The following is a 25,077-nucleotide window of genomic DNA, read 5'->3' on the forward strand; positions in this document are numbered from 1 at the left end:
ATTACTCGCATCGATCATCAAGAGGGCACGCGCATTAGGTATTCGCGCAGAGGCTTAGTCAACTTTGAATCGCCAGCACAATCAATGGGGCGAATACCGTCGAATGCGGGGACATTGGAGTTTATTCACTTTTTGGAAGATTCCGGGCCGGCAACCCGGTAAATTGGGTAAGCAAGATCGAGTCGCTCACGAAGGTCTCTGGCCAGCTCTTGGACCTCCGGCAAATCCTCGTATTTCGAGAAGAGATCGGAGAACCTCCCCCAGCCATCATCGCTAGCCTAGTACCTGCCCTTCGAGCATACTCGTGCGGTCACACTCATGGTGCGAGATTTTCGATATCTTTTCGGGCATCCGGAAAGTGCTCTTTGGCCTGCTCAAGCGTAAGAAAATATGGCGCTCTCGCTTCCGCAACAATCTCTAGAAGTTGGCCACAATTCTTGCACCGGTACAACTCCGCATGCCTGGAAATATTTATACCCAGATACTCATAGTTGGAACTCGTTCCGCTAAAGCTTCGACACTTTTCACACGACATCAAAATCTCCTGATCGGGGTCCAGCTTCCATCTGGATTCATCTCAAAAAATACCGAGCCTTCCGGCATTGGCTTACCACCATCGGTAATAACCTCTCTAACGTTACTGCTCGTCCATTCCCCCGTCTTCGAATTCTGAACACCGGTAAATCCGCCTGGTCGCCAATGTTCGTTAGCGCCCCCATCCGTTGCTGCGGGGAGACGTACAGAGACCGCATCTTTTGGAACAGCGATTCCGTATATCGGTTCACCCGTCCGATAAGACTGAACAACGCTGGGAGCCTTACCCGTCGCCGTTACCGCTGCTGCCCTGTTGGTCACGCCAGCATAGTCTTCCGCGGGAGCAAGCCACATCTGGTACCCGGGGGCACCGAGCGTCGCGTTGGGATTGTCATAATACTTCGGACCTCGTGCACCCATAAGCGAAGCAAAGTAACCCTCCTGCATGCCTTTCGACATTTTCGCGGCGTCTTGGGCCGAAAAGCCTGCATCGCGATACATTTTGTAGCGCTCGTATCGGAGCGGACAAACAGCAAGGCCAAGTGGATCGAAATATTCCGATGGGTCATGGACATAACCCTGTGTTCGAATGCCGCCCTCGAGTCTGATGGGATCGACCGAGAGATATTGCCCCGAATCCGGATCGTAATAACGGTTCAGATTGTAGTTCAGCCCGGTCTCATCGTCGGCCCACTGGCCGGGAAAGCGCAGTGTCGTGTCGATCGCCACGCTGTGCCCGTCATTCGCAGCGCGCCTCGCCGGCAGCAGTTTCCCCCAAAGGGAGTACGCGGCTCTCCATACCGGCTTGCCGTGTTTATCGAACACTGCCTTCGGCAAGCCGACCTGGTCCGTCAGGATCGGATGGAGGCCGTCGTCAGCCTCCTGCGCAAGCGGCGAGAAACTACCCGGCTCGATATGCCACGTCACCACCTGCCCTGTCGTGCCGTCCCGCTGCTCAACCCAGCGCTCGGCAAGCGTCTGCCCATCCCACAAGAACCTCACCGTTTCGCTGCCGCCGACCTGCTGCTTCGCGACGCGGCGATTAAACGCATCGTAGCGATACCCCCAAACACCACGTTCGGGCGTCACTACCTTTACGAGACGGTTAAGACCATCCCATGTGTATTGCCACGTCTTCGGCCGAAAACCGGGCTGTTCGACCGTCTTCTCGATCGTGCGGCCACGTGCGTCGTACCGGTACCGCGCATAGCCGATCCGCTCCGGCAGGCCACCCCGGGCGTAGTGATGAGTATCCACGGGAGCCTGCTGCCCGTGCGCGGCGATATTCATCGCCGCGTCATAGCGGAAATGCTCGGCGGGCTGCAGCAGACTTCCGGCCGTGACAATCTGGCCGCGCGTATCGCGCCCGTACGTAAGCGTATCGGTATCGGTGTCGACCCGCTCAAGCCGTCCAGCCGTGTCGTAGTGATAAACCTGCCGTGTCAGTTGATCGAGCGCACGTGCCGGGTCGGTTTGCAACGTTTCGAACGCTACGGCAGGCCCCGCAATCTGCCGGCGAATGCGGCCGAGCGCATCGTACTGTTGCTGTGCGACATAATCTCCAGCCTGCCGGCCGATCTCGCGTCCCAGGCCATCGCGCTGGATCGTCAGTTCGCCGACCTGTGTCAGCGCGCCCGAGAGATCGTACGCATACGCCGTCTCGCGCCGCGGCGTCATCCGCAAGCAGCGTTGTCCATCGGCATCGTAGACATGACGCAACAGTTCGCCATGCTGATCTTCACCGATCAGCCGACCATTCCGGTCATAAGCAAAGTGCGTCACGTGAGCATGCTCGCCTTGCACCTCCGCAGATGCCAGTCGTCCGCCCGTATCGTAGCGATAGACAAGCTTGACGTCGCCAGCATCAACCTCGGCGAGCCGGTCGTGCACATCGTACGAATAGCGCCACTGTTCCCCGTCGGGCAACGTCTTCGCCAGCAGACGACCGCCGGCATCGCGCTCGTATCGTGTCGCTCGACCGCCCCAGTCGATCTCGGCCGAGAGACGCCCGGCTGCATCGTAACGGTACGTGTAGGTCTCGCCCAGCGCATTGATGACCTTTGTCAGCCGGGTTGCATGGTCGTACTCGAAATGTGTCGCGTGGCCGGCGGCATCGATCGATTTCGTAAGTAAGTCGAATGGACCGTAGGTTCGTTGGATCGTGCGGCCGAGCGGATCGGTCAACTCGACGGGCAAGCTCTCGCCGTTGTATTTCACGCGCGACAGCGAGCCATCCGGGAGCATGATCGCGCGCGGTAGACCACGCGGGTTGTCCGGGCCGTCAGCATAGTCGAAACGGGTCATATGCCCGTCGGGCGACGTTTCCGCCAACACCCGCCCTAGTACGTCGACCTCGCGCCGGAAGTGCGCTCCGCCGGGCAACACGATGTCGGTCAATCGCAACCGATCGTCATAGTCCAGACGCGTCTCGCGATTGCCCTGAACCACGCGCAGCAATTCGCCTCGTGGACCATAACGATAGTTTGTATTGACGCCGTCCGGCTCAGTGCGTGTAATCAACCGGCGCAGATGATCGTACTCGAGCTTGATGCGGCCGCCGTCGGGCTGACTCACCGCCGTGAGGCGCTGCTCGCCGTCGTATTCGAAGCCGATCGTGCGCCCGGAGCTTTCCCTCGTAGCGATCAGTTGGCCCAGATCGTCATAGTCGTACTCGGTCCGCCGCCCAAGCGGATCGATCCGAGCCATCAGGCGGCCGAGTTCCCATTCCGAGTGAGTGCACTGGCCGAGCGGATCGGTTTCGGCCGTGACGAGACCTTCGTCGTTGTAGTCGTAGATCCGCTCGCCGTCGGCGTCCATCACACGCGTGCGGCCGGCTTCGTAAATGAACCGGCCAGTGTGATAGCCCTGCCGCGTGCCGGTCTCGACGACACGTCCGGCGGTGTCGTACTGATATCTGACATAGGTCTGGTCCGTATCCCGCCACTGCGTGATCCAGCCATGCTCTTCATAGGCGTAGTGGAACTCGCCAAACTGGAAGCTCGCCACGTGGGTGAGCATGCCGTCCTGATAGCCGTAGTCGACGAGTGTCCGAAACTCGCCGTCGGCGTCATGTAGAACGATCCGTTCAGGCCGATGGTCGCTCCCATGGTAGGCGACTTCCAGCCAATAGCCGTGGCTATGGCTCAGGCGGTTCAACCGACCGCCCGTGTCGTACGCAAAGACGATCGCGTTGCCGTCGAGATCCTCGATCCGGCTGAGGCGCGACGAACGGCCTTCGACGAGTGGTGAAAAAATGCGCAGTTGCCGGGTGTCACGGTCGAAGATGCGCGGTTCGAGTCGGCTGCCGACCAGCCGATAACGCGGCTCGCGCAAGTTGATACCGTCAAGTGCCATGTCCGGCGCATCAAAGCCGAGAGCAAGGCCGGCGCCGTCGTGAAATCTCACGAAGCGGTCACCGTCGAATGTCAGGTGCTGCGACCAATTGTCCGACCAGCGGTGCCCGAGTAGTCCGTGATCGTCCGATCGAGTCCGATAGCGGCGTTTTAGCTCAAGCGGCAGGATGCCGGGAATGGCGATATCCGTTCGGATTTCTAACATTTCACCGGATACCGGGTCGACCGGATCCTGGCACATTGGACGATTCTCGTCCTTGATCCCCGTCTGTTCGGCGGATCGTGTCGGCTCCGGTCTGAATCTATCGCGCAACCCCTTGCCGGCAAATTTTCCTACTCCACCGCCTACGATCCCCCCGAGCAAACCTGCCAGGAATTCCTGAGTCGCGGACAACTCCGGATTCTTCGGGCCATAGTGGCCCGTCGTCTTGTCGATCCAGATGCTGTTGCGCCCCGAATTGACTTTGCCGCTACAGTAAGTCTCGTGGCCGATCCGCACCAGCGGCAGGCCATTGACGAATACGGTTTTGCTGCCGTCGACGAGCGCCTGCGGTGCGCTCGAATGGTGATCACACTTCACGAGATCTGTGACACGCGCGACCTTTTTGCCCTCGAAGTACACATTGTCCGATCCAGTCTTGATCTCCCCACAGTTGTTGCCGATGCTCTGGCTGGCCGACGCAAGCGCACCGCCGAGCGTCAGGCCGCCCGCCAGGCACGCCCCGACGATCAGCCCGCCGACGAGTCCACCTGTCGCCACAGTGGCCGCCACCGCAACACCGATCGCCACCCCGACGGCAATGCCGGTGAGGATTCCCATAAACCCCGACGAATGCGCAATCCGATCGCCGACGCAGGCGGGATGCGGATCGCCGCGGCCGATCGTTAAACCGAAGGCGTCACCCGCTTGTGTGAATTTCCCTGCAAGCCAACCGGTCAGGCCGAACCTGTCCGCCGCCCATGCCCCACCGACCGCAATCGCCAGCGGCAACATCACGGTGCCTGCCGCAATCGCGCCGGCGCCCAACGCGGCCCCGCCGGTTGCGCCGCCCGCGAGCGCCGTGCCTGCAGCACTTAGCCCCGCAGCCGTCCCCTCGAGCGCAGTCAGGCCCGCGTCGGCGCCCAGCATCCCGTAGTTGAGGTGCTCATAGAACGGCTGCTCGGCCGCTTTCGCGGCTTCACCATCCTCCAGCTTGGCGATCTGATCGAGACGCTCCTGCGCGCTGCCGCTCGGCTCGTTGTAATTCGGCGTGTCCGACATCGCGACCTCAGATCGGGTCGCGCAACTGAAGGCTCTGAATGACAGCCTCGATTTGCTTGCGCTGGGTGTCACTCAGCGTGCCGGGCGCTGTGAAGGTCAGCATCATCACCACCTGTCCGTACTCCACCATCGTCAGCCGCTGATGAATCGTTGCCTGATTGTTCGTCCACGTAAACTCGTGCACGTGCGCAGCGCGCCCAGACACCGTGGCATCTTCGTTTGCTACCTCGAAATAGTCCGGCACCTGCTTTGCCACCTTCCGAATCTCGCTCGCCACATATTCATTGAACTTCATGCCCCACGGCAGCCGCTCGCGCGTGATGACGAAACTGACGCCTTCCGTACCGCTGGCGGCTGACACGAACACGTTCATCGTCTTGTCCTGCCACTCGGCCGGCAGCGCCAGCGTGCCTTCATGCATCTGGTACATGTTTTGTTTTCCTGATGGGTGTTAGCCGTTCTTCGGGTTGATGTCGGTTCGGGATGCCTGGATATTGATGTTGCTGTCGTCGAGGTGAATCACCGAATCGCCCTTGTAGATGTCGATCGAGTCAGCTGTCATGTGGATTCGCGTGCCGCCATCGCCGCCAATCTTGATCCAGAGTTCTTTGGCTTCGAGCGTATGCACGCCCTGCGGAGTCTGATGCAGTGTATTGCCCTGCACCACAACGTCTGACAGGTTGCCAACCGCAATGGCCGTCGTATGGTTGCCCTTCCCGACCTCGACGGTCCGATCGCCTTTCAGAACTTGAGTCCACTGCGCGTCCTCGACAACGGTATGCATATCCTTCTGCGCATGCATGTAGAGCATCTGCGCACCGTTGACGTCGCTCATCAGCAACTCGTTCGACCCCTGCCCCTTGTGCGTCTGGCTCTTGATCCCCATCGTCTGGCCGGCCGCGCCGTGATACGGATTGCCTTGCTCGCCGTTGAACACGCGGCCGACGATCACCGGGTTGTCCGGATCGCCCTGGTTGAACGCGACGAGCACTTCCTGCTTGATCCGCGGAATCGCGGCCGCACCCCAGCCGTCGCCGGCCCACGGTTGCGACACGCGCACCCACATCGAATCGGATCCGTCCTTCTTGCCGCGCCGGTCCCACGGAAAATGCACCTTCACCGCGCTGCCGTTGGTATAGATTTCCTCGCCCTTCGGCCCGACGACGATCGCCGACTGCGTGCCGTGAATCACCGGCTTCGGCGTGCTGCGCGGCGCGCGATACGGCACCTTCTTCGGCAGCAGCGCAAAGCTGTTGCGGTACGGCAGCTTCGCGCTGTGCTGCGTGTAGTCGTTCACCGCCTCGTGGCGCACGTGCAGGATCACGTATTCCTGGTTGTTCTCGAGCACCGGGTGATTCGCCACGGTGACCGCGCCCGCCGTGGTCATGCGCCACGCGTAGCCGCCGCCGGTATAGCGATGGGCCTGCGCCTCCTCGGCCTCCATCGCAAAACGGGCGTAGCGGTTGCCGTCGTCGCCGTGGTCGTACAGCGACTGGTGCTCGAACCGCTCGGTCGCGTCGAGCCGCGCATGCTTGAGGTTCTGCGGCCCGGCTTCCACCAGCATCAGCGGCGACGACGGGTTCTGGTGGTTGAAGTCGCGGAACGTGACCTTGCCGACGCCGAAGCGCCGGCCTTCGTGCAACTGATCGATCCCGCTGTCCTCACTCGCCTCGGTGGCCGCGAACGGCACCGTGGCGAGCCCGTCGATCGGGCGGAACAGCAGGTTCGAATCGCCGATCACCAGGATGTGCTTGTCCTTCTCGTAGCGGTGCGTCCAGACGAGCCCCTCCTGCTCCATCAGCCGCGCGCAGAAGTTGTAGTAGCTCTCCTGGTACATCACGACATACTCGAGCGGCTTCTGGCTCGTCCGGATATCGAACACGAAGTCGGAAAAACCGTGCTCCTGGAAGATCTCGGTGAGGATGTCCTGCGCGGTCTTGTTCTGGAAGATCCGGCAGTCGGTCGAGCGCGTCAGGAACCAGAACCACGGCACCGCCGTCAGGTGATACTGCGTGACGTTCCCGGGGTTGCCCGCGCGGTCGAACGACGCAACGTAGCCGTCGAAGTAACGATCGTTGTCGCCGGTACCCGATGCGACGACACGCTCGAGCGTCGACAGGCGCGCCTGCTGGTCGAACCGGATCTTGACCTGCTGGCCGATCAGGTCTTCCGGGCGAAGGTCGTGGCGATGGGACAGCAGGTCGAGGTGGATCTCGGGCAACCGGTTCACGTGCTCGTCGACGACAGCGGCGCTGACCAGCAGCACATCCGGGCCGAGCGGCGTATCGAGCGTCACGTAGCGGTTGAGCTGGGTCAGGCGCGCGGGGTTGGCGGCGCCGTTGATCGCCTCGGCGATCGCGCCGGGCGTCTTCTCCATCAGCGAGAAGCCGGTCTGCGCGAGCTGCATCGCGCGCTGGACGGTGTCGACGTGCCCGGCCAGCCCCGCGAGCGGGCCAAGCTGTCCGGCGACACTGGAAGCGAGCGAGCCGCCGAGGCCGCCCAATGCACTGCCAATCGACGTCAAGGCGCCCAGCGGGCTGCCGCCGAGCCCGGTCGGAGGACCGCCATTCGGAGCGAAACTCATTTTTTGTTCATTCCTTCTCAGGTTCTGCCCGGCGGGCCAGCAGGCCCGAGGCCCCGCTACTGTAGGAGAAAGTCCGACAAAACAAAAGACACTATCTGGCCCCTGATTTCATGGATGTACCGATCGGCTATGTGATCTGCGGCGGAATGATTTGTTGAAGTTCGATCTTTCCGCTCGCCCTCGCGGTGACCACACCGGTCATCGGTCCCGCCGCAGCACTCTCCATGTTTCGATATATAGAGCATTCGCAGTACTGGGAACAGACATCGAGACAATGCGACGGAAGCGCCTTGTATCCGGCTCCGTGAGCACGGTTAGTCGAATGGAGTTTCTGGCCAACGCCGCGCGCGACGAAATGGAGCGAACGAGCACCGGCTTTGCCTGCAATTTCCAGCGGCAAAGATTCGCTCGCTTGCCAGTATCTGCTGCGTCGATACTGGGATCGATTGACGGTCATGTGGTCGAGCCGCGGCGACGCCTATCCGAAAGCCCGAGAGCTATTCGAAGACGTTCTCCGGATGGTGCGCGAGGTCGTTGAAGTTGGCGGCAACGCGCAGTGGCGCGCAACGTCCACCAATACGTGGCCGGCGGATTGCGTCCCGATTCGCGCGACTTGGTTCGGTCGAATGGTTGAACCACCCGATGATCGGTTCGGGCTCCTGAATCGCTACGACTGCTGCCTGGCGAACTTCTGGAAACCAATGGCCAAGGCAACCGCGACCGGCAACTTCGCTTGGTGATACGAGGCCAAGCGGACGCCACTCACATCGGGGCCACTGACGGCGATGGCCGCGTCTATTTACTCCCGATCCCGCACTGGGCGAAGAGCGACTTGCTGACGTATCTACAGGCTCATCGCTTTGAGGTTTCTCGACAATACGACGACGGCATGGCGTCGCCCGACTGCCTGCTTGCACTGCACTAAACGGCGGCAAGCTGCGCTACCTACGCAACTTTCACCCTGAAGTGGCGCTGGAATAAGAACGACGGCTACACATCACGTAGCTGAACAAGCCTGTTCGCCAATGCAGATTGGAAATGCCGAGGGGGAATTGGAAACGCGAAGGGGCTACGCAAACATCGCGTAACCCCTTGTCAGATATGGTGCCGGCTGCAGGACTCGAACCCGCCACCTGATGATTACAAATCAACTGCTCTACCAGATGAGCTAAGCCGGCGTAGCGCGAGATTCTACCTCATTTCACGATCTTGAGGCGAGGTCTGTTGCCACCTTTCGAACCGTCGCCATCGCCGTCGGTTTTCGGCGGTTCGTCGGCGCCTTCGGAGGGTTCCTCGTTCGCGCCGCGGTCGGCAACCGGCGTCAACACAGCAGGCGACTCGTCGCGCTGCGCGTCATCCGCCTGCGCGGCTTCTTCGTCGAACGCGCCCGAATCCTCGCCTTCGCCCGCAACCGCATCGACCTGGAACGCCATCCCCTGCCCGTTCTCGCGCGCATAGATCGCGAGCACGTTGGCAACCGGAATCTCGATCTTGTGCGCCTTCCCGGAGAACCGGGCCGTGAACTCGATCCACTCGTTGCCCATCTGCAACTGGCTCGTCGCCTCGAAGCTGATGTTGAGCACGATCTCGCCGTCACGCACGAACTGACGCGGCACGCGCGTCGAGTTGTCGACCCTCACCGCGATATGCGGTGTGTAACCGTTATCGGTGCACCACTCGTACAGCGCGCGCAGCAGATAAGGCTTCGTTGAAATCTCTTGCATCACAATCCTCGAACCCGGAGCGGGCGCGCGGCACGCCGCGCCGCCCTCCCCGTCTTGCCTTCATTGCATCATCAACGACGCATGACCTTTTCGGACGGCGTCAGTGCTTCGATATAGGCCGGACGGCTGAAGATCCGTTCGGCGTACTTCATCAGCGGCGCGGCGTTCTTCGACAACTCGATGCCGTAGTGATCCAGACGCCACAGCAGCGGCGCGATCGCGACGTCGAGCATCGAGAACTCTTCGCCGAGCATGTACTTGTTCTTCACGAAGATCGGCGCGAGCTGCGTCAGGCGATCGCGGATCGCGAGGCGTGCCTTCTCGTGATTCTTCTCCGCTGCCTTGCCCTTCTCGTTCTCGAGCGTGCTGACGTGGACGAACAGTTCCTTCTCGAAGTTGAGCAGGAACAGGCGTGCACGTGCGCGCTGCACGGGGTCGGCCGGCATCAGTTGCGGGTGCGGGAAGCGCTCGTCGATGTACTCGTTGATGATGTTCGATTCGTACAGAATCAGGTCGCGCTCGACCAGGATCGGCACCTGACCGTACGGGTTCATCACCGAAATGTCTTCCGGCTTGTTGAACAGGTCGACGTCACGGATTTCGAAGTCCATGCCCTTCTCGAACAGCACCAGCCGGCAACGCTGGGAGAACGGGCAAGTTGTGCCGGAATACAGAACCATCATGTTTGCGTTTCCTCAAAAAAGCCGAGGGCCGGCACGCGGCGAACCTCCTTCCGGGGTTCCACCTTGCGCCGGCCCCACGCCGGTCAGGCGTGATTACTTGATATCTTTCCAGTACGCGGCATTGAGCCGCCAGGCCAGGAAAGTCAGGACACCGAGAAAGATCAGCACCCACACGCCGAGGCGTTTGCGGGTCTGCTGAGCCGGCTCGGACATCCAGGTCATGTACGCCACCAGGTCGGCAACCGCAGCATCATAATCCACCGCGGACAGTGTCCCCGGCGTGACCTGCTGGAAGCCGACGAGCGTATGGACCTTCTCGCCCGTCTCCTCGTCCGTCTTGTCTTCGAATTTGGCGGTGCGCTGCCCCTGCAGCTGCCACAGTACATGGGGCATGCCGACGTTCTCGAACACCGCGTTGTTCCAGCCGGTCGGCCGCGTATCGTCGCGGTAGAAGCTGCGCAGATACGTATACAGCCAGTCGCGGCCGCGCGCGCGCTCCTCGACCGACAGGTCGGGCGGCGAGGTGCCGAGCCAGTTCTTCGCGTCTTCAGGCCGCATCGCGACGGACATCGTGTTGCCGACCTTGTCGGTCGTGAACAGGAGATTCTTTTCGATCTCCTTCTGGGATATGCCCAGATCCGTCAGACGGTTGTAGCGCATCAGGTTCGCGCTGTGGCAGTTCAGGCAATAGTTTACAAACAATTGCGCGCCGTGCTGAAGCGAAACGAGATTTTCCGTGTTATCGGGCGCCCGGTCGAGCGGAAAATTACCTTCCGCCCGCACCGCCGGCGCCACCAGCAGCGCACACGCGGTCGCCCCGATCAGCGCGAGTGTCGAAAGCAGTTTCTTCATGTCGTTCTCTCCTCGCTCACGTTAATGGGGCTTGAAGCGCACCCGCTCCGGCGGCTGCTTGAACGTGCCAAGCGGCGTCCAGACGGGCATGCCGAGGAAGAACGCGAAGTAGATCAGCGCGCAACACTGCGCGATCAACGTGGCCGCCGGCGATGGTGGCCGCGTGCCGAGGAACGCGAGGGTCAGGAACGCCGCGACGAAGATCCCGAGGAACACCTTGTGGAACAGCGGCCGGTAGCGGATCGACTTCACCGGGCTGCGGTCGAGCCACGGCAGGAAGAACAGCGTGATCACCGCCGAACCCATCACGACGACGCCCCAGAACTTCGACTCCGTCAGGTACATGAAGACGACGATCGCCGCGGCCAGCACCGGCAGCCCGGCCTTCCACTTGCCGCGCGCGCGGATCAGCGCGAGCACGCCGAGCAGCGCGATGACGATCATCAGGACGATCTTGAACGGGTCGGTGGTCGCGCGCAGCATCGCGTAGAACGCGGTGAAGTACCAGACCGGCGCGATCTCGGGCGGCGTCTGCAACGGGTTCGCCGGGACGAAGTTGTTCGCCTCGAGGAAGTAGCCGCCCATCTCCGGCGAGAAGAACACGATCAGTGCGAACACCATCAGGAACACGCACACGCCGAGGAAATCGTGCACCGAGTAGTACGGGTGGAACGGGATGCCGTCGAGCGGAACGCCGTTCTCGTCCTTCTTCGCCTTGATCTCGATGCCGTCCGGGTTGTTCGACCCGACTTCGTGCAGCGCAACCAGGTGGGCGACGACGAGGCCGACCAGCACGAGCGGGATCGCGATCACGTGGAACGCGAAGAAGCGGTTCAGCGTGACGTCCGACACGACGTAGTCGCCGCGAATCCACAGCGACAGGTCGGGGCCGACGAACGGGATGGCCGAGAACAGGTTCACGATCACCTGGGCGCCCCAGAACGACATCTGGCCCCACGGCAGCAGGTAACCGAAGAACGCCTCAGCCATCAGGCACAGGAAGATCGCGCAGCCGAAGATCCACACGAGCTCGCGCGGCTTGCGGTACGACCCGTAAAGCAGCCCGCGGAACATGTGCAGGTAGACGACCACGAAGAACATCGACGCGCCCGTGGAGTGCATGTAGCGGATCAGCCAGCCCCACGGCACCTCGCGCATGATGTACTCGACCGACGCAAACGCGAGCGTCGAGTCGGGCTTGTAGTTCATCGTCAGGAAGATGCCGGTGACGATCTGGTTGACGAGCACCAGCAGCGCGAGGGAGCCGAAGAAGTACCAGAAGTTGAAGTTCTTCGGCGCGTAGTACTCGGAAACGTGCTTTTTCCAGGTGGACGTGAGCGGGAAGCGCTGATCGATCCAGCCGGTGAGACCTGTCGTGGAGACTTCCTTGTTGTCGGCCATCACGCTTCTCCTTTCTCGTCCTTGCCGATCACGAGGGTCGTCGCCGACGTGAACATGTAGGGCGGGATGTCGAGATTCTGAGGCGCCGGCTTGTTCTTGAACACACGGCCGGCGAGGTCGTAGGTCGAACCGTGGCACGGGCAGAGGAAACCGCCCGGCCAGTCGTCCGGCAGGTTCGGCTGCGGACCCGGCGTGAAGCGCTGGCTTGGCGTGCAGCCGAGGTGCGTACACACGGCCATCACGACGAGAATGTTCTTGCGATCGGCCCGCGAGCGATATTCGTTCGCACAATACGCGGGCAACGGCATCGTATAGGGCTTTTCGGTGGTCGGATCGGCCACTTCCTTGTCGGCCTTGACCACGTCGGCAAGCATCGAGTCGGTGCGGTTCAGGATCCACACCGGCTTGCCGCGCCACGGCACGGTCACCATTTCACCGGGCTTCAGCCCGCTGATGTCGACCTCGACCGGTGCTCCGGCCGCTTTCGCTTTCGCGGACGGCGCAAGCGACGCCGCGAAAGGTATGACGGTGGCTACGCCTCCTACGCCACCTGCTACGGATGTCGCAATCAGCCAGGTACGGCGGCCGCTGTCGACGCGTTTCTCTTCCTTGTCTCGCATCACACGCCCCACTTCTGAGTTGGATTTTCCGTCACGACTTTCCATTCCGCCGCTAGTTTGCTCGAATGGAGTCGCCATTTACAAGGCCCGGAGATGAAAATCCCTTCGAAGTGATTGATAGTTAAGGGTTTCCCCCCACTATCGGAGCGATTAAATCATTTCACTATTAAGCATCCGCTACATTGAGAAATTTCGATGCGCTGCCGCAAATCCGGCACTCAGACCGGGTTATGAATATCGATAAAAAGGTGTTCGATACCGAATTCTTCGGACAAGTGGGTGCCGAGTGCCTGGATTCCGTAGCGTTCGGTCGCATGGTGCCCTGCCGCAACGAACGCGACGCCGCTCTCCGCGGCCGTGTGCGTCACGTGTTCGGACACCTCGCCGGTCAGGAACACGTCCGCGCCGGCATCGATCGCCGCGTCGAAATAACTCTGCGCGGCGCCCGTGCACCACGCGATGCGCCGCAGCTGCATGTCCGGATCGCCGAGCACGAGCGGCGTGCGGCCGAGCGTGCGCTCGACCTTCGCGACGAAGTGCTCGAGCGAGACGGGCATCGGCAGCGTGGCCATCCAGCCGAGCTCGCCTTCGCCGAAACGCTGCTCGCCGATCAGCCCGAGCCGCTCGCCGAGCTGCGCGTTGTTGCCGAATTCGGGATGCGCGTCGAGCGGCAGGTGGAACGCGAACAGGTTCAGGTCGTTCGCGAGCAGCAGCTTCAGGCGCTGATACTTGCGGCCCGTGATCTGCGGCGGCTCGTTGCGCCAGAAATAGCCGTGATGGACGAGCACGGCATCCGCACCCCATTCGAGCGCGGCTTCAAGAAACGCGACCGACGCCGTCACGCCGGTGGCGATCTTCTCGATCTTGCGACGCCCCTCGACCTGCAGGCCGTTCGGGCAATAGTCCTTGAAGCGCGCGGTTTCAAGGGTATTGTTCAAGTACAATTCAAGTTCGATCCGATCCATATAAACCTCTAATCCATTCAGATGCTTAGACGCTTCTGGCTGTTCTTCGCGCAGGCGGTTACCGTGCTGCTCGCGCTGATGTTCATCGTCGTGACGCTCAAGCCGCAATGGCTGCAACGGCAAGGACAGCTCGGCAAGCAGCTCGCCACGCCGATCGTTGCGTTGCGGGAAGTCGCGCCGGGCATCGGCGGCGCGCCGGCGACCACGTCGTACGCGGAAGCCGCGCAGAAGGCGATGCCGGCCGTCGTCAACGTCTTCTCCAGCAAGGACGGCTCGCTGCCGCCCGATCCGCGCGCGAAAGATCCGCTGTTCCGCTACTTCTTCGGCGACCGCAACGCCCGCAAGCAGCAGGACGAACCAGCCGCCAACCTCGGCTCGGGCGTTATCGTGAGCCCAGAAGGTTACATTCTAACGAACCAGCACGTCGTGGATGGCGCCGACCAGATCGAGGTCGCGCTCGCCGACGGGCGCACGGCCACCGCGAAGGTGATCGGCAGCGATCCCGAAACCGACCTCGCCGTGCTGAAGATCAACATGACGAACCTGCCGACGATCACGCTCGGCCGCTCCGACCAGTCGCGGGTCGGCGACGTCGTCCTCGCGATCGGCAACCCGTTCGGCGTCGGCCAGACCGTCACGATGGGGATCATCAGCGCACTGGGCCGCAACCACCTCGGCATCAACACGTTCGAGAACTTCATCCAGACCGACGCGCCGATCAACCCCGGCAACTCGGGCGGCGCACTGGTCGACGTGAACGGCAACCTGCTCGGCATCAACACCGCGATCTACTCGCGCTCGGGCGGCTCGCTCGGCATCGGTTTCGCGATTCCCGTGTCGACCGCGCGCACGGTGCTCGAAAGCATCATCACGACGGGCTCGGTCACGCGCGGCTGGATCGGCGTCGAGCCGCAGGACGTCACGCCGGAGATCGCCGAATCGTTCGGGCTTCAGCAGAAATCGGGCGCGATCGTCGCCGGCGTGCTGCAGGGCGGCCCGGCCGACAAGGCCGGCATCAAGCCGGGCGATATCCTGGTCTCGGTCAACGGCGAGGACATCACCGACACGACGAAGCTGTTGAACACGGTCGCGCAGATCAAGCCGGGCACGCCGACCAAGGTGCACGTCGTCCGCAAGGGCAAGGAGTTCGACATGAACGTCGTGATCGGCAAGCGCCCGCCACCGCCGAAGCAGACGCTCGACGAGCAGGACAGCGATACCGAATGACGTCGGGCGGGCGGCACACGGCCGCGTGCCGAACTCCCGCCGGAAACGAAAAAGGGCAGCCTCCTGGCTGCCCTTTTGCTTTGCATCGAAAGACCTTCGTTGCCGGGACGCCGGCCTTGCCGCACGCGCTCCGGCCGGCCATGCGACCCGGCCGCTCAGGCCTGGCCGGAAACCCGCCTGCCGTGCATCGCCCGGCGCGCCGCCATCAGCCGGCGGCTTCGCCGTTCCCCGCCTCGCCTTCCTCGGCCAGCTTCTTCGGCACGAAGAACCGCGCGGCCAGCAGCCCGATCTCGAACAGCACGATGAGCGGCAACGCGAGCATCAGTTGCGAGAATACGTCCGGCGGCGTGACGACCGCCGCGACGATGAACGCGCCGACGATCACGTACGGCCGCATCTCCTTGAGCTTCTTCAGCGACAGCACGCCCATCCGGACGAGCAGCACGACGACGATCGGCACCTCGAACGTGACCCCGAACGCGATGAACATCCCGAGCACGAAGCTCAGGTAGTTGTCGATGTCGGTGGTCATTTCCGCCCCGAGCGGCGCGTTGTAGTGCGCCATCACGCGGAAGATCGTCGGGAACACGAGGAAGTACGCGAATGCCATCCCGCACAGGAACAGGAAGTAGCTGCTGCCGACGAGCGGCGCGACCAGCTTTTTCTCGTGCTGGTACAGCCCCGGCGCGACGAACGCCCAGATCTGGTACAGCACGATCGGCAGCGCGATCACCAGTGCGACGAGCATCGTGACCTTCATCGGCACGAAGAACGAACCGGTGACGTCGGTGACGATCATCTTGCCGTCTTTCGGCAGGTTCTCCATCAGCGGCCGCGCAAGCAGCCGGAAGATGTCGGGCGCCCAGTAGACGAGCCCGAGGAACACGACGATCACGGCCGCCCCCGCGCGAATGATGCGATCGCGAAGCTCGACGAGATGGGAAATGAAAGTTTCTTCCGGGGCGTCGCCCGGGTTCTGCTGGGGGTCGCTCACACCGGCCCTCGGTAGGATTGACGAGCGAGCATGCGCTCGGCTCAGAAGAAGCGCGTCGGCCGGCGCAGGCTGGCCGGCTGGTGGCGCGCGACGCGCGCGGCGCCCGACTGCACGTGCGTGCGGCGGGTGGTCGCGCGCTTGTACCAGGCAGGCGCAGCCGCCTGCTTGACGCGCCAGTTGCGGCGCTTGGGCGCGAGCGCGGCCGTACTGCCGCGCCACGACGGCGCCGCGGGCGTGTCGGAATCATGGGACCCGGTGCTGCCCGACGCTTCGTCAAGGCCGCCAACCGCGGAATGCCACGTGTCGTTCAGTTCCTTTTCGTGCTCGCGCAGGTTGTCGTGAATCGTCGTCTCGACATTGCGCGCGGCCGATTCGAAATCGGTCTTCATCGTCCGCAGCGCGTCGAGTTCGATTTCGCGCGAGACCTCGGCCTTCACGTCGTTGATGTACCGCTGCGCGCGGCCGAACAATGCGCCTGCCGTACGCGCGACGCGCGGCAGGCGCTCGGGGCCGAGCACCACGAGCGCGACGACGCCGATCAGCGCCATCTTCGAAAGACCGAGATCCAGCATCGCGAATGCCTGTCAGCGTGCCGGCGTTACGCCTTGTTCGAATCGGAACGCGTCGTTTCCTTCGCGTTGACGTCGACCGAGCCCGAGCGCGGCAGTTGCTGCGCGTCAGCCGGTGCTTCACCGTCCTTCATGCCGTCCTTGAAACCCTTCACGGCGCTGCCGAGATCGTTGCCGATATTGCGCAGCTTCTTCGTACCGAAAACCAGCGCGACGATCAGCAGCACGATCAGCCAGTGCCAAATGCTCAATCCACCCATGATGAAACCTCTCCTCAACCACGCCGCTACGCGGCGCAAATCGCCGGCAACGTGCCGGCTTCGACTATCGATGCGGGGAAACGCCCCGCGCCGTCAACCCATCCGCTGCCAGGGGCGCGGGCCGGCCAGGATATGCGCGTGCAGGTGGTAGACCTCCTGCCCGCCGCCCGGGCCTGTATTGATCACAGTACGGAAACCGGTTTCGCCACCCGTATAGGCGACGCCGAGCTGGCCGGCGAGACGCGAGACGAGCAGCATCAGCCGGCCGAGCATCGGCGCATCGGCCTCGCTCGCCGCCGACAGCGTCGGCAGGTGCTGGCGCGGAATCACGAGCACGTGCGTCTCGGCCGCCGGGCGGATGTCGCGGAACGCGACGAATTCGTCATCCTCGTGCACCTTCGTGCTCGGGATCTCGCCTGCCGCGATCTTGCAGAACAGGCAATTCGGATCGTGACTCATGTTGCTCCTGCAGACGCCCGAGCGCGGCCGGTCAGAACCAGGCCTGCGGATCGAGCGGCTTGTTGTCGTTCAGGTACAGCCAACCCTTGATGATACGGTACAGCGTCCAGATCCATGTGACAAACATCACTGCGAATCCGATCACCACGAACATCAGCGCGAACCCGATCACGTACGCGATCAGCGCGCGCCAGAACGTGCGGATCTGCCACTCGAAGTGGGCGGCATACGGCGTGCCGGCCACATCGTCGCGCTTCACGTAGTTGATGATGATCGCGATGATGCCCGTGACGCCACCCGTGAGCCAATGAAACGCGTAGAGGCCGTAGAGCACGTGAGTCAACGTGCGCAGCCCGTTCAGGCGTTCGGCGTCCGCGGCCCCCGGCACCGACGGCGGCGGAAACTGACTTGGCGTATCGGTCATGATGCTACCCCCGTTAGATGACAATTCTTACAGCTTACCGCACTGTGGCCATCCCGCGACACGGGTCCGTCACCCGCCGTTTTCCTCGCGCTCACGACGCTTGCGCAGGGCCTTCTCCTCGATCCCCGACAGCCCTTCGCGGCGCTCGAGCTCGGCGATCACGTCGGCCGGGCTCAGGTCGAAATGCGACAGCATCACGAGGCAGTGGAACCACAGGTCGGCCACCTCGCCGACCAGCGCGGTCGGCGCGCCGCCCTGGCGCACGTCCTTCGCGGCCAGCACGACTTCCGTCGCCTCTTCGCCGATCTTCTTCAGCACCGCGTCGTCGCCCTTGTGGAACAGGCGCGATACGTACGATTGATCGGGGTCGCCGCCCTTGCGGCTATCGATCACGGCCGCGAGGCGCAGCAGCGTGTCTTCGGTCGATTGCGTCATTTGTAGATGTGTTCGGGATCTTTCAGCACCGGCTCGACCGCGACCCAGTCGCCGCTGTCGACGGTGCCTTCGAATTTCTGGAAGAAGCACGAATGCCGGCCGGTGTGGCACGCGATGCCCGACACCTGCTCGACCTTCAGCAGCACGACGTCCTCGTCGCAATCGAGCCGCACTTCGTGCACGTGCTGCACGTGGCCAGACTCCTCGCCCTTGAACCACAGGCGCTTGCGCGAACGCGAATAGTAGACCGCGCGGTGCGTCTCGATCGTCTTCGCGAGCGCCTCGCGGTTCATCCACGCGAACATCAGCACGTCGTTCGTCGACGCCTCCTGCGCGATCACCGGCACGAGGCCGTTGTCGTCCCAGCGGACCTTGTCGAGCCACGCGGGCAATGCATTCGTTTCCGTATTCATCACAGCCTCACCGGGATGCCCTGGTCGGCCATGAAGCGCTTCGCCTCGCCGACCGTGTGCTCGCCGTAGTGGAAGATGCTCGCGGCCAGCACCGCATCGGCGCGGCCGTCCTTGATGCCGTCGGCCAGGTGCTGCAGCGAGCCGACACCGCCCGACGCGATCACCGGCACCGGCACCGCGTCCGACACGCCGCGCGTGAGCGCGAGGTCGAAGCCCGACTTGGTGCCGTCGCGATCCATGCTCGTGAGCAGGATCTCGCCCGCGCCGAGCTCGGCCATCTTGCGCGCCCATTCGATCGCGTCGAGGCCCGTGTTCTTGCGGCCGCCGTGCGTGAAGACTTCCCAGCGCGGCGTCTCGTCGTCGGCCGACACGCGCTTCGCGTCGATCGCGACGACGATGCACTGCGAGCCGTACTTGTCGGCCGCGTCGCGCACGAGCTGCGGGTTCGCGACCGCCGACGAATTCATGCTGACCTTGTCCGCGCCCGCGTTCAGCAGGCGCCGCACGTCCTCGACGGCGCGCACGCCGCCGCCGACGGTCAGCGGAATGAAGACCTGCGACGCGACGGCTTCGATGATCGGCAGGATCAGGTCGCGCTGGTCGGACGTCGCGGTGATGTCGAGGAACGTCAATTCGTCGGCGCCCTGGTCGTCGTAGCGGCGGGCGATCTCGACGGGGTCGCCGGCATCGCGCAGTTCGACGAAGTTGACGCCCTTGACGACACGCCCGGCAGTCACGTCCAGGCAGGGGATGATGCGTTTAGCTAGAGCCATGATGTTGCGCCAAATGCCGCGATGGGACGGCCGGTTGCGGAAAGCCTCGCGCGAGGCTTCCGGTGGGGCCGCCTGCTGGCAGCCCCGGCGAGCGGGACAACCGCGCTTACGCGTTGTCGAGTTCGCCGTTCAGTTCGTCCGCGCGCTTTTGCGCGGCCGCGAAATCGAGATCGCCGGAGTAGATCGCACGGCCGCAGATCACGCCCTCGACGCCGTGCTCTTCCACTTCGCACAGATTCTCGATGTCCGTGAGGTTCGACAGGCCGCCGCTGGCAATCACCGGGATGCCGACCGCCTGCGCGAGCTTCACGGTCGCCTCGATGTTGATGCCCTGCAGCATCCCGTCGCGGCCGATGTCCGTGTAGACGATCGATTCGACGCCGTAGTCCTCGAACTTCTTCGCGAGATCGACCACTTCGTGGCCCGTGAGCTTGCTCCAGCCGTCGGTCGCGACCTTGCCGTCCTTCGCGTCCAGCCCGACGATGATGTTGCCCGCGAACGCGGTGCACGCGTCCTGCAGGAAACCCGGATCCTTCACGGCCGCGGTGCCGATGATCACGTAGGACAGGCCCGCGTCGAGATACTTCTCGATCGTCTCGAGGCTGCGGATGCCGCCGCCGAGCTGTACGGGGATTTCATCGCCGACTTCGTCGAGGATCGCTTCGATCGCCTCGAGATTCTTCGGCTTGCCGGCGAATGCGCCGTTCAGGTCGACCAGATGGAGCCGCCGGGCGCCGAGATCGACCCACTTGCGGGCCATCGCCGCCGGGTCCTCGGAGAAAATCGTGGCCTGGTCCATGTCGCCCTGTTTGAGGCGCACACACTGACCGTCTTTGAGATCGATGGCCGGAATCAGCAACATAGCAATCGGGTGTCGTCGTGGAAGAAGAAAAGAATCCGGCGCGTACCGGCCAATCCGGTACCGCGCCGTCTCGCTAGTTTAGTACAACTCTTTCGGCGCTTAGGCGCGCGAGCCCCGTAAGACGGGCCTCTGCGGCCCGCCGACTGTGGCACGCACGCGACGTTCACGGTTTCCAGTGTACGAAGTTGCGATACAGACGCAACCCGACCTCCGCGCTTTTCTCGGGGTGGAATTGGGTCGCGAAGAGGTTGTCCCGCGCGACCGCGGACGTAAACGGCGCGCCGTAGGCCGTTTCGCCGACCGTATGCGCCGGGTTGTCCGGCGTCACGTAGTAGCTGTGCACGAAGTAGAAATACGCGTCGTCGGGCACGCCGTCCCACAGCGGATGCGGCTGCGACTGGCGCACGCGGTTCCAGCCCATCTGCGGCACCTTGAAGCGCGAGCCGTCGTCCTGCAGGCGGCCGTCGAGTTCGAAACGCACGACCTTGCCGGGCAACAGGCCGAGGCCCTTCGTGTCGCCTTCCGCGCTCCAGTCGAACAGCATCTGCTCGCCGACGCACACGCCGAGCAGCGGCTTCGTGCGCGAGGCCTCGATCACGGCCTCCTGCAGGCCCGACTCGCCGAGGCAGCGCATGCAGTCGGGCATCGCGCCCTGGCCGGGCAGCACGACACGGTCGGCCGCACGGATCGCGGCCGGCGTGTCGACGATCGCCACGTCGGCGGCCGGTTCGGCCTTCTTGAGCGCCTGCGCGACCGAGCGCAGGTTGCCCATCCCATAATCCACAATCGCAATCGAAGTTTTCATCTCAGTGCAGGCAGTAGCGCCCTCAGTCCATTGACGATGAATTCCACCGCCAGCGCCGACAGCATCAGACCCATCAGCCGCGTGGCGATGTTGATGCCCGTGCGGCCGATCCAGTTCGCGATCGGCTCGGCGAGCCGCATCGCGACGAAACACAGAAAAGCCAGGACCGCGCCGATCGCGACCAGCCCGGCCCGTTCATACCAGTGACGCGAGTTCGCCGCGTAGATGATGACCGTGCTGATCGAGCCGGGGCCCGTGAGCAGCGGAATCGCCAGCGGCACGACCGCGATGTTGTCCTTCAGCTCGGCCTCGTGGCGCTCCTCCGGGGTCGATCGCGTATTGCCGATCTGCGCGTTCAGCATGTTGATCGCCATCAGCAGCATGATGATCCCGCCGCCCACCTCGAGCGACCCGACCGAAATGCCGAAGAAGTCGATGATCTGCTGCCCGAGCAGCGCCGTCACCGTCATCACGCAGAACACCGACACCGACGCGATCCGGATCGTACGCCGCCGCTCGAGGTCCGTCTGCTGCGCCGTCAGGCTCAGGAAGAACGGCACCGCGCCGATCGGGTTGATCAGCGCCAGCAGCGAAATGAACGATTTGAGCAGATCCATCGCAAGCCGGCGCCGCGCGCCGAAGCCGTGAGGTTGTCCTTGACGCTCCGTCCGGTCAGTTCAGGTTCAGAGGCTGCCCTTCGTCGACGGGATCTGCCCCGCCGCACGCTCGTCCAGCTCCACCGCCGCGCGCAGCGCACGGCCGAAGGCCTTGAACACGGTCTCGAGCTGATGGTGCGCGTTGATCCCGCGCAGGTTGTCGATGTGCAGCGTGACGCCCGCGTGGTTCACGAAACCGCGGAAGAACTCGATCGACAGGTCGACGTCGAACGTGCCGATCCGCGCACGCGTGAACGGCACGTGGAATTCGAGGCCCGGCCGGCCGGAGAAGTCGATCACGACGCGCGACAGCGCCTCGTCGAGCGGCACGTACGAATGGCCGTAGCGACGGATGCCCTTGCGGTCGCCGATCGCCTTCGCGACGGCCTGCCCGAGCGTGATGCCGACATCCTCGACCGTGTGGTGGTCGTCGATATGCGTATCGCCATGCGCTTCAACCTCGAGATCGACCAGACCGTGTCGAGCGATCTGGTCGAGCATATGGTCGAGGAACGGCACGCCGGTAGCCAGCTTCTGCTGGCCCGTGCCGTCGAGATTGAGCTTCACACGGATCTGCGTTTCGCTGGTATTGCGAACGACTTCCGCCACACGCATGGCAATTCCTTGACTGAGTCGATGTAAATGGGGATTGATCGTTTCGCGCCCCGGCGCCCGCAGGCTCAACCGGGCAGCGCGAGTTTCAAAGCGGCTAGCAGGCGCGCGTTTTCGTCGGGAGAACCGACGGTGAGCCGCACGCATTCAGCCAGCAACGGATGCATTTTACTCACGTTTTTGACCAAAACCCGCTCGGTGAGCAGCGCGTCGAACACGGCGGCCGCGTCCGGCACCCGCACCAGCAGGAAATTGCCGGCGCTCGGGAACACCGTCGCGCCCGGCAGCGCGGCCACGGCCTGCGCGAGACGCGCGCGTTCCGCCCGCAGATCGGCCGCCTGCGCGTCGAGCACGCCGAGGTGGTCGAGCAGGAAATCGGCGGTCGCCTGGGTCAGCACGTTGATGTTGTACGGCGGGCGCACCTTGTCGAATTCGGTCAGCCATGCGGGCGAACCGACCAGATAACCGAGGCGGATGCCCGCGAGGCCGAGCTTCGACACCGTGCGCATCACGACGACGTTGTCGAATTCGGCGGCGCGCGGCAGCCATGAGCGCCCGGCGAACGGCTGGTACGCCTCGTCGATCACGATCAGGCTGTGCCGCGCGGCCGCGACGATCCGTTCGATGTCGGCATCGTCGTACAGCGTGCCGGTCGGGTTGTTCGGATAGGCGAGATAGACGAGCGCCGGACGATGCTCGGCGATCGCCGCGAGCATCGCGTCGACGTCGAGCGTCAGGTCGGCCTTCAGCGGCACGCCGACGAATTCGAGCTGCGCGAGCTTGGCGGACAGTTCGTACATCACGAAGCCCGGCACCGGCGCGAGCACCTTCGCGCCCGGCTTCGCGCAGGCCACCGACATCATGCTGATGATTTCGTCCGAGCCGTTGCCGAGCAGCACGTCGCAGGCGGCCGGCACGCCCATCGCGTGGCGCAGCTTGTCGATCAGCGCGGCCGGGCGCGGCGCCGGGTAGCGGTTCAGCGCGACCTGCGCGAGACGCTCGCCGAGCGCCGCGGCGAGCGGTTCGGGCAGCGGGTACGGGTTCTCCATCGCGTCGAGCTTCACGAACCCGCTCGCGTCCGGCACCGGATAGCTCGTCATCGCGAGCACGTCGCGGCGAATGATGTCTTGTGGCGTCGTCATGATCTCAAGCCGGCGTGCGTCGCGCCGGCGTCAAATGATCGGCAAGGCGGAGGCCGCCGCCCTGCACAGGTGTCTCCAGCCCCGGCCTTCGGGGTGCGGGCCGGGCGGCACATCCGCGCCTGCCCCGGCCCCGCGCTGCGTGCGCTCAGTTCTTCATCCGGAATTCGGCGCTCTTCGCGTGCGCCTGCAGCCCCTCGCCATACGCGAGTTCGGATGCGATCTCGCCGAGCGTCTGCGCGCCTTCGGCGCTGACCTCGATCAGGCTCGAGCGCTTGATGAAGTCGTACACGCCGAGCGGCGACGAGAAACGCGCGGTGCGCGACGTCGGCAGCACGTGGTTCGGGCCCGCGCAGTAGTCGCCGAGGCTCTCGCTCGTGTAGCGGCCGAGGAAGATCGCGCCCGCATGGCGGATCTGCTGGCCCCATTGCTGCGGCTCCAGCGCGGAAATTTCCAGGTGCTCGGGCGCGATGTCGTTCGCGATCCGGCAGGCTTCGGCCATGTCGCGCACCTTGATCAGCGCGCCGCGGCCTTCGAGCGACGCGCGGATCACGTCCTGGCGCGGCATCGACGGCAGCAGCTCGTTGATCGCCTTCTCGACGCGCTCGAGGAACGCACCGTCCGGACACAGCAGGATCGACTGCGCGAGCTCGTCGTGCTCGGCCTGCGAGAAGAGATCCATCGCGACCCAGTTCGGGTCGGTCGTGCCGTCGCACAGCACGAGGATTTCCGACGGCCCGGCGATCATGTCGATGCCGACCGTGCCGAACACGCGGCGCTTCGCCGACGCGACGTACGCATTGCCGGGGCCGCAGATCTTGTCGACGGCCGGCACCGTCGCCGTGCCGTACGCGAGCGCGCCGACCGCTTGCGCGCCGCCGATCGTGAACACGCGATCGACGCCGCCGAGCAGCGCCGCGGCGAGCACGAGGTCGTTCTTCACGCCGTCCGGCGTCGGCACAACCATCACGATCTCGCCGACGCCCGCGACGCGCGCGGGAATCGCGTTCATCAGCACCGACGACGGATACGCCGCCTTGCCGCCCGGCACGTACAGGCCGACGCGGTCGAGCGGCGTGATCTTCTGGCCGAGCACCGTGCCGTCGCTTTCCGTGTACTGCCAGCTATGCGTGCCGCACTCGATCTTCTGCTTCTCGTGGTACGCGCGCACCCGCGCGGCCGCCGCTTCCAGCGCCGCGCGCGCCTTCGGCGCGAGGCCGTCGAGCGCCGTCTGCAGCGCGTCCTGCGGCAGCTCCAGCGCGGCGACGCTGTTCGCGCTCAGCCGGTCGAAGCGGTTCGTGTATTCGAGCACCGCGGCGTCGCCGCGCGACTTCACGTCGGCGAGGATCTGCGCGACCGATTGCTCGATCGCCGCGTCTTCGCTTGCCTCGAATGCGAGCAGCGCGCGCAGCTCGGCGCCGAAGCCTTCGCTCGTCGAATCGAGCTTGCGGATGGTGATGGACATGGGAGTT

The 25,077-nt window shown here is 63.8% G+C and carries 25 protein-coding genes and 1 tRNA gene; 2 read left to right on the forward strand and 24 right to left on the reverse strand.

What is annotated here, in order from left to right; all coding sequences use genetic code 11:
- Window positions 1-534 precede the first annotated feature (534 nt).
- The 3 genes from FOZ70_RS04555 to tssI are packed head-to-tail and all read right to left on the reverse strand — an operon-like array spanning window position 535 to window position 7,732.
- Window positions 535-5,148, reverse strand: a complete 4,614-nt coding sequence (locus FOZ70_RS04555) for a PAAR/RHS domain-containing protein (protein WP_258025542.1) — start codon at window positions 5,146-5,148, stop codon at window positions 535-537.
- Between the two features lie 7 nt (window positions 5,149-5,155).
- The gene (locus FOZ70_RS04560) at window positions 5,156-5,578 is read right to left on the reverse strand and encodes a DcrB-related protein (RefSeq protein ID WP_219705018.1); all 423 of its coding nucleotides are present in this window, start codon (window positions 5,576-5,578) and stop codon (window positions 5,156-5,158) included.
- A gap of 21 nt (window positions 5,579-5,599) precedes the next feature.
- Window positions 5,600-7,732 (reverse strand): type VI secretion system tip protein TssI/VgrG, encoded by a 2,133-nt coding sequence (tssI, locus tag FOZ70_RS04565; RefSeq protein WP_193093484.1) that lies wholly within the window; start codon window positions 7,730-7,732, stop codon window positions 5,600-5,602.
- Between the two features lie 377 nt (window positions 7,733-8,109).
- Here tssI and FOZ70_RS04570 point away from each other — a divergent pair, with 377 nt between their 5' ends.
- A complete protein-coding gene (locus FOZ70_RS04570) occupies window positions 8,110-8,472 on the forward strand; it encodes a hypothetical protein (RefSeq protein WP_021161841.1) in 363 nt (120 codons plus the stop codon).
- A gap of 362 nt (window positions 8,473-8,834) precedes the next feature.
- On the opposite strand, the gene FOZ70_RS04575 is transcribed toward FOZ70_RS04570, so the two are convergent.
- The 7 genes from FOZ70_RS04575 to FOZ70_RS04605 all read right to left on the reverse strand — a co-directional run bounded on the left by FOZ70_RS04575 (window position 8,835) and on the right by FOZ70_RS04605 (window position 13,977).
- Window positions 8,835-8,910 (reverse strand) — tRNA-Thr (locus FOZ70_RS04575).
- A gap of 18 nt (window positions 8,911-8,928) precedes the next feature.
- Entirely contained in the window at window positions 8,929-9,456 is a 528-nt protein-coding gene (locus FOZ70_RS04580; protein WP_059484004.1) for a ClpXP protease specificity-enhancing factor, read from the reverse strand.
- 71 nt (window positions 9,457-9,527) lie between these two features.
- Window positions 9,528-10,139: a glutathione S-transferase N-terminal domain-containing protein gene (locus FOZ70_RS04585; protein ID WP_006400565.1), complete on the reverse strand. Its 612-nt coding sequence runs from the start codon at window positions 10,137-10,139 to the stop codon at window positions 9,528-9,530.
- 93 nt (window positions 10,140-10,232) lie between these two features.
- Window positions 10,233-10,991, reverse strand: coding sequence for a cytochrome c1 (locus FOZ70_RS04590; RefSeq protein WP_021161843.1), 759 nt, complete (start codon window positions 10,989-10,991; stop codon window positions 10,233-10,235).
- A gap of 21 nt (window positions 10,992-11,012) precedes the next feature.
- Window positions 11,013-12,395 (reverse strand): cytochrome bc complex cytochrome b subunit, encoded by a 1,383-nt coding sequence (locus FOZ70_RS04595; protein WP_124589816.1) that lies wholly within the window; start codon window positions 12,393-12,395, stop codon window positions 11,013-11,015.
- Complete coding sequence (petA, locus tag FOZ70_RS04600) at window positions 12,392-13,012, reverse strand: ubiquinol-cytochrome c reductase iron-sulfur subunit (protein ID WP_021161845.1); 621 nt, start codon at window positions 13,010-13,012, stop codon at window positions 12,392-12,394. Before petA ends, FOZ70_RS04595 begins: the two co-directional genes overlap by 4 nt.
- 218 nt (window positions 13,013-13,230) lie before the next feature.
- Window positions 13,231-13,977: a Nif3-like dinuclear metal center hexameric protein gene (locus FOZ70_RS04605; RefSeq protein WP_048026516.1), complete on the reverse strand. Its 747-nt coding sequence runs from the start codon at window positions 13,975-13,977 to the stop codon at window positions 13,231-13,233.
- Window positions 13,978-13,998: 21 nt separating this feature from the next.
- Here FOZ70_RS04605 and FOZ70_RS04610 point away from each other — a divergent pair, with 21 nt between their 5' ends.
- Window positions 13,999-15,204 (forward strand): Do family serine endopeptidase, encoded by a 1,206-nt coding sequence (locus FOZ70_RS04610; RefSeq protein ID WP_021161847.1) that lies wholly within the window; start codon window positions 13,999-14,001, stop codon window positions 15,202-15,204.
- A 205-nt stretch (window positions 15,205-15,409) separates the two neighbouring features.
- Here the strand turns inward: FOZ70_RS04610 and tatC are convergent, their stop codons facing one another.
- The 14 genes from tatC to hisD form a co-directional block, all read right to left on the reverse strand.
- Window positions 15,410-16,198 (reverse strand): twin-arginine translocase subunit TatC, encoded by a 789-nt coding sequence (tatC, locus tag FOZ70_RS04615; RefSeq protein ID WP_059621152.1) that lies wholly within the window; start codon window positions 16,196-16,198, stop codon window positions 15,410-15,412.
- A 41-nt stretch (window positions 16,199-16,239) separates the two neighbouring features.
- Entirely contained in the window at window positions 16,240-16,770 is a 531-nt protein-coding gene (gene tatB, locus FOZ70_RS04620; protein ID WP_059621151.1) for a Sec-independent protein translocase protein TatB, read from the reverse strand.
- A 26-nt stretch (window positions 16,771-16,796) separates the two neighbouring features.
- Window positions 16,797-17,027: a Sec-independent protein translocase subunit TatA gene (gene tatA / locus FOZ70_RS04625; RefSeq protein ID WP_021161850.1), complete on the reverse strand. Its 231-nt coding sequence runs from the start codon at window positions 17,025-17,027 to the stop codon at window positions 16,797-16,799.
- 93 nt (window positions 17,028-17,120) lie between these two features.
- Window positions 17,121-17,486 carry a histidine triad nucleotide-binding protein gene (locus FOZ70_RS04630; protein WP_021161851.1) on the reverse strand — a complete coding sequence of 122 codons (366 nt, stop codon included), beginning with the start codon at window positions 17,484-17,486 and terminating at the stop codon, window positions 17,121-17,123.
- A gap of 31 nt (window positions 17,487-17,517) precedes the next feature.
- Window positions 17,518-17,910, reverse strand: a complete 393-nt coding sequence (locus tag FOZ70_RS04635) for a membrane protein (protein ID WP_011350734.1) — start codon at window positions 17,908-17,910, stop codon at window positions 17,518-17,520.
- Window positions 17,911-17,979: 69 nt separating this feature from the next.
- Window positions 17,980-18,345, reverse strand: coding sequence for a phosphoribosyl-ATP diphosphatase (locus FOZ70_RS04640; RefSeq protein ID WP_006485344.1), 366 nt, complete (start codon window positions 18,343-18,345; stop codon window positions 17,980-17,982).
- Window positions 18,342-18,758: a phosphoribosyl-AMP cyclohydrolase gene (hisI, locus tag FOZ70_RS04645; RefSeq protein WP_021161852.1), complete on the reverse strand. Its 417-nt coding sequence runs from the start codon at window positions 18,756-18,758 to the stop codon at window positions 18,342-18,344. The genes FOZ70_RS04640 and hisI overlap by 4 nt, the downstream gene beginning before the upstream one ends.
- The gene (gene hisF, locus FOZ70_RS04650; protein WP_219705019.1) at window positions 18,758-19,531 is read right to left on the reverse strand and encodes an imidazole glycerol phosphate synthase subunit HisF; all 774 of its coding nucleotides are present in this window, start codon (window positions 19,529-19,531) and stop codon (window positions 18,758-18,760) included. Before hisF ends, hisI begins: the two co-directional genes overlap by 1 nt.
- Before the next feature lie 106 nt (window positions 19,532-19,637).
- Window positions 19,638-20,393: a 1-(5-phosphoribosyl)-5-[(5-phosphoribosylamino)methylideneamino]imidazole-4-carboxamide isomerase gene (gene hisA / locus FOZ70_RS04655; RefSeq protein WP_021161854.1), complete on the reverse strand. Its 756-nt coding sequence runs from the start codon at window positions 20,391-20,393 to the stop codon at window positions 19,638-19,640.
- Between the two features lie 163 nt (window positions 20,394-20,556).
- Window positions 20,557-21,198 (reverse strand): imidazole glycerol phosphate synthase subunit HisH, encoded by a 642-nt coding sequence (hisH, locus tag FOZ70_RS04660; RefSeq protein WP_014898304.1) that lies wholly within the window; start codon window positions 21,196-21,198, stop codon window positions 20,557-20,559.
- Complete coding sequence (locus FOZ70_RS04665) at window positions 21,195-21,815, reverse strand: MarC family protein (protein WP_021161856.1); 621 nt, start codon at window positions 21,813-21,815, stop codon at window positions 21,195-21,197. Before FOZ70_RS04665 ends, hisH begins: the two co-directional genes overlap by 4 nt.
- 66 nt (window positions 21,816-21,881) lie before the next feature.
- Window positions 21,882-22,469 (reverse strand): imidazoleglycerol-phosphate dehydratase HisB, encoded by a 588-nt coding sequence (hisB, locus tag FOZ70_RS04670; protein ID WP_011350728.1) that lies wholly within the window; start codon window positions 22,467-22,469, stop codon window positions 21,882-21,884.
- A gap of 65 nt (window positions 22,470-22,534) precedes the next feature.
- On the reverse strand, window positions 22,535-23,608 hold the full coding sequence (gene hisC / locus FOZ70_RS04675; RefSeq protein WP_021161857.1) for a histidinol-phosphate transaminase: 1,074 nt from the start codon (window positions 23,606-23,608) through the stop codon (window positions 22,535-22,537).
- Window positions 23,609-23,753: 145 nt separating this feature from the next.
- A complete protein-coding gene (gene hisD / locus FOZ70_RS04680) occupies window positions 23,754-25,070 on the reverse strand; it encodes a histidinol dehydrogenase (protein ID WP_021161858.1) in 1,317 nt (438 codons plus the stop codon).
- Between the last annotated feature and the right edge of the window lie 7 nt (window positions 25,071-25,077).

This window comes from Burkholderia sp. COPS (assembly GCF_019425585.1).
GTDB lineage: Bacteria > Pseudomonadota > Gammaproteobacteria > Burkholderiales > Burkholderiaceae > Burkholderia > Burkholderia cepacia.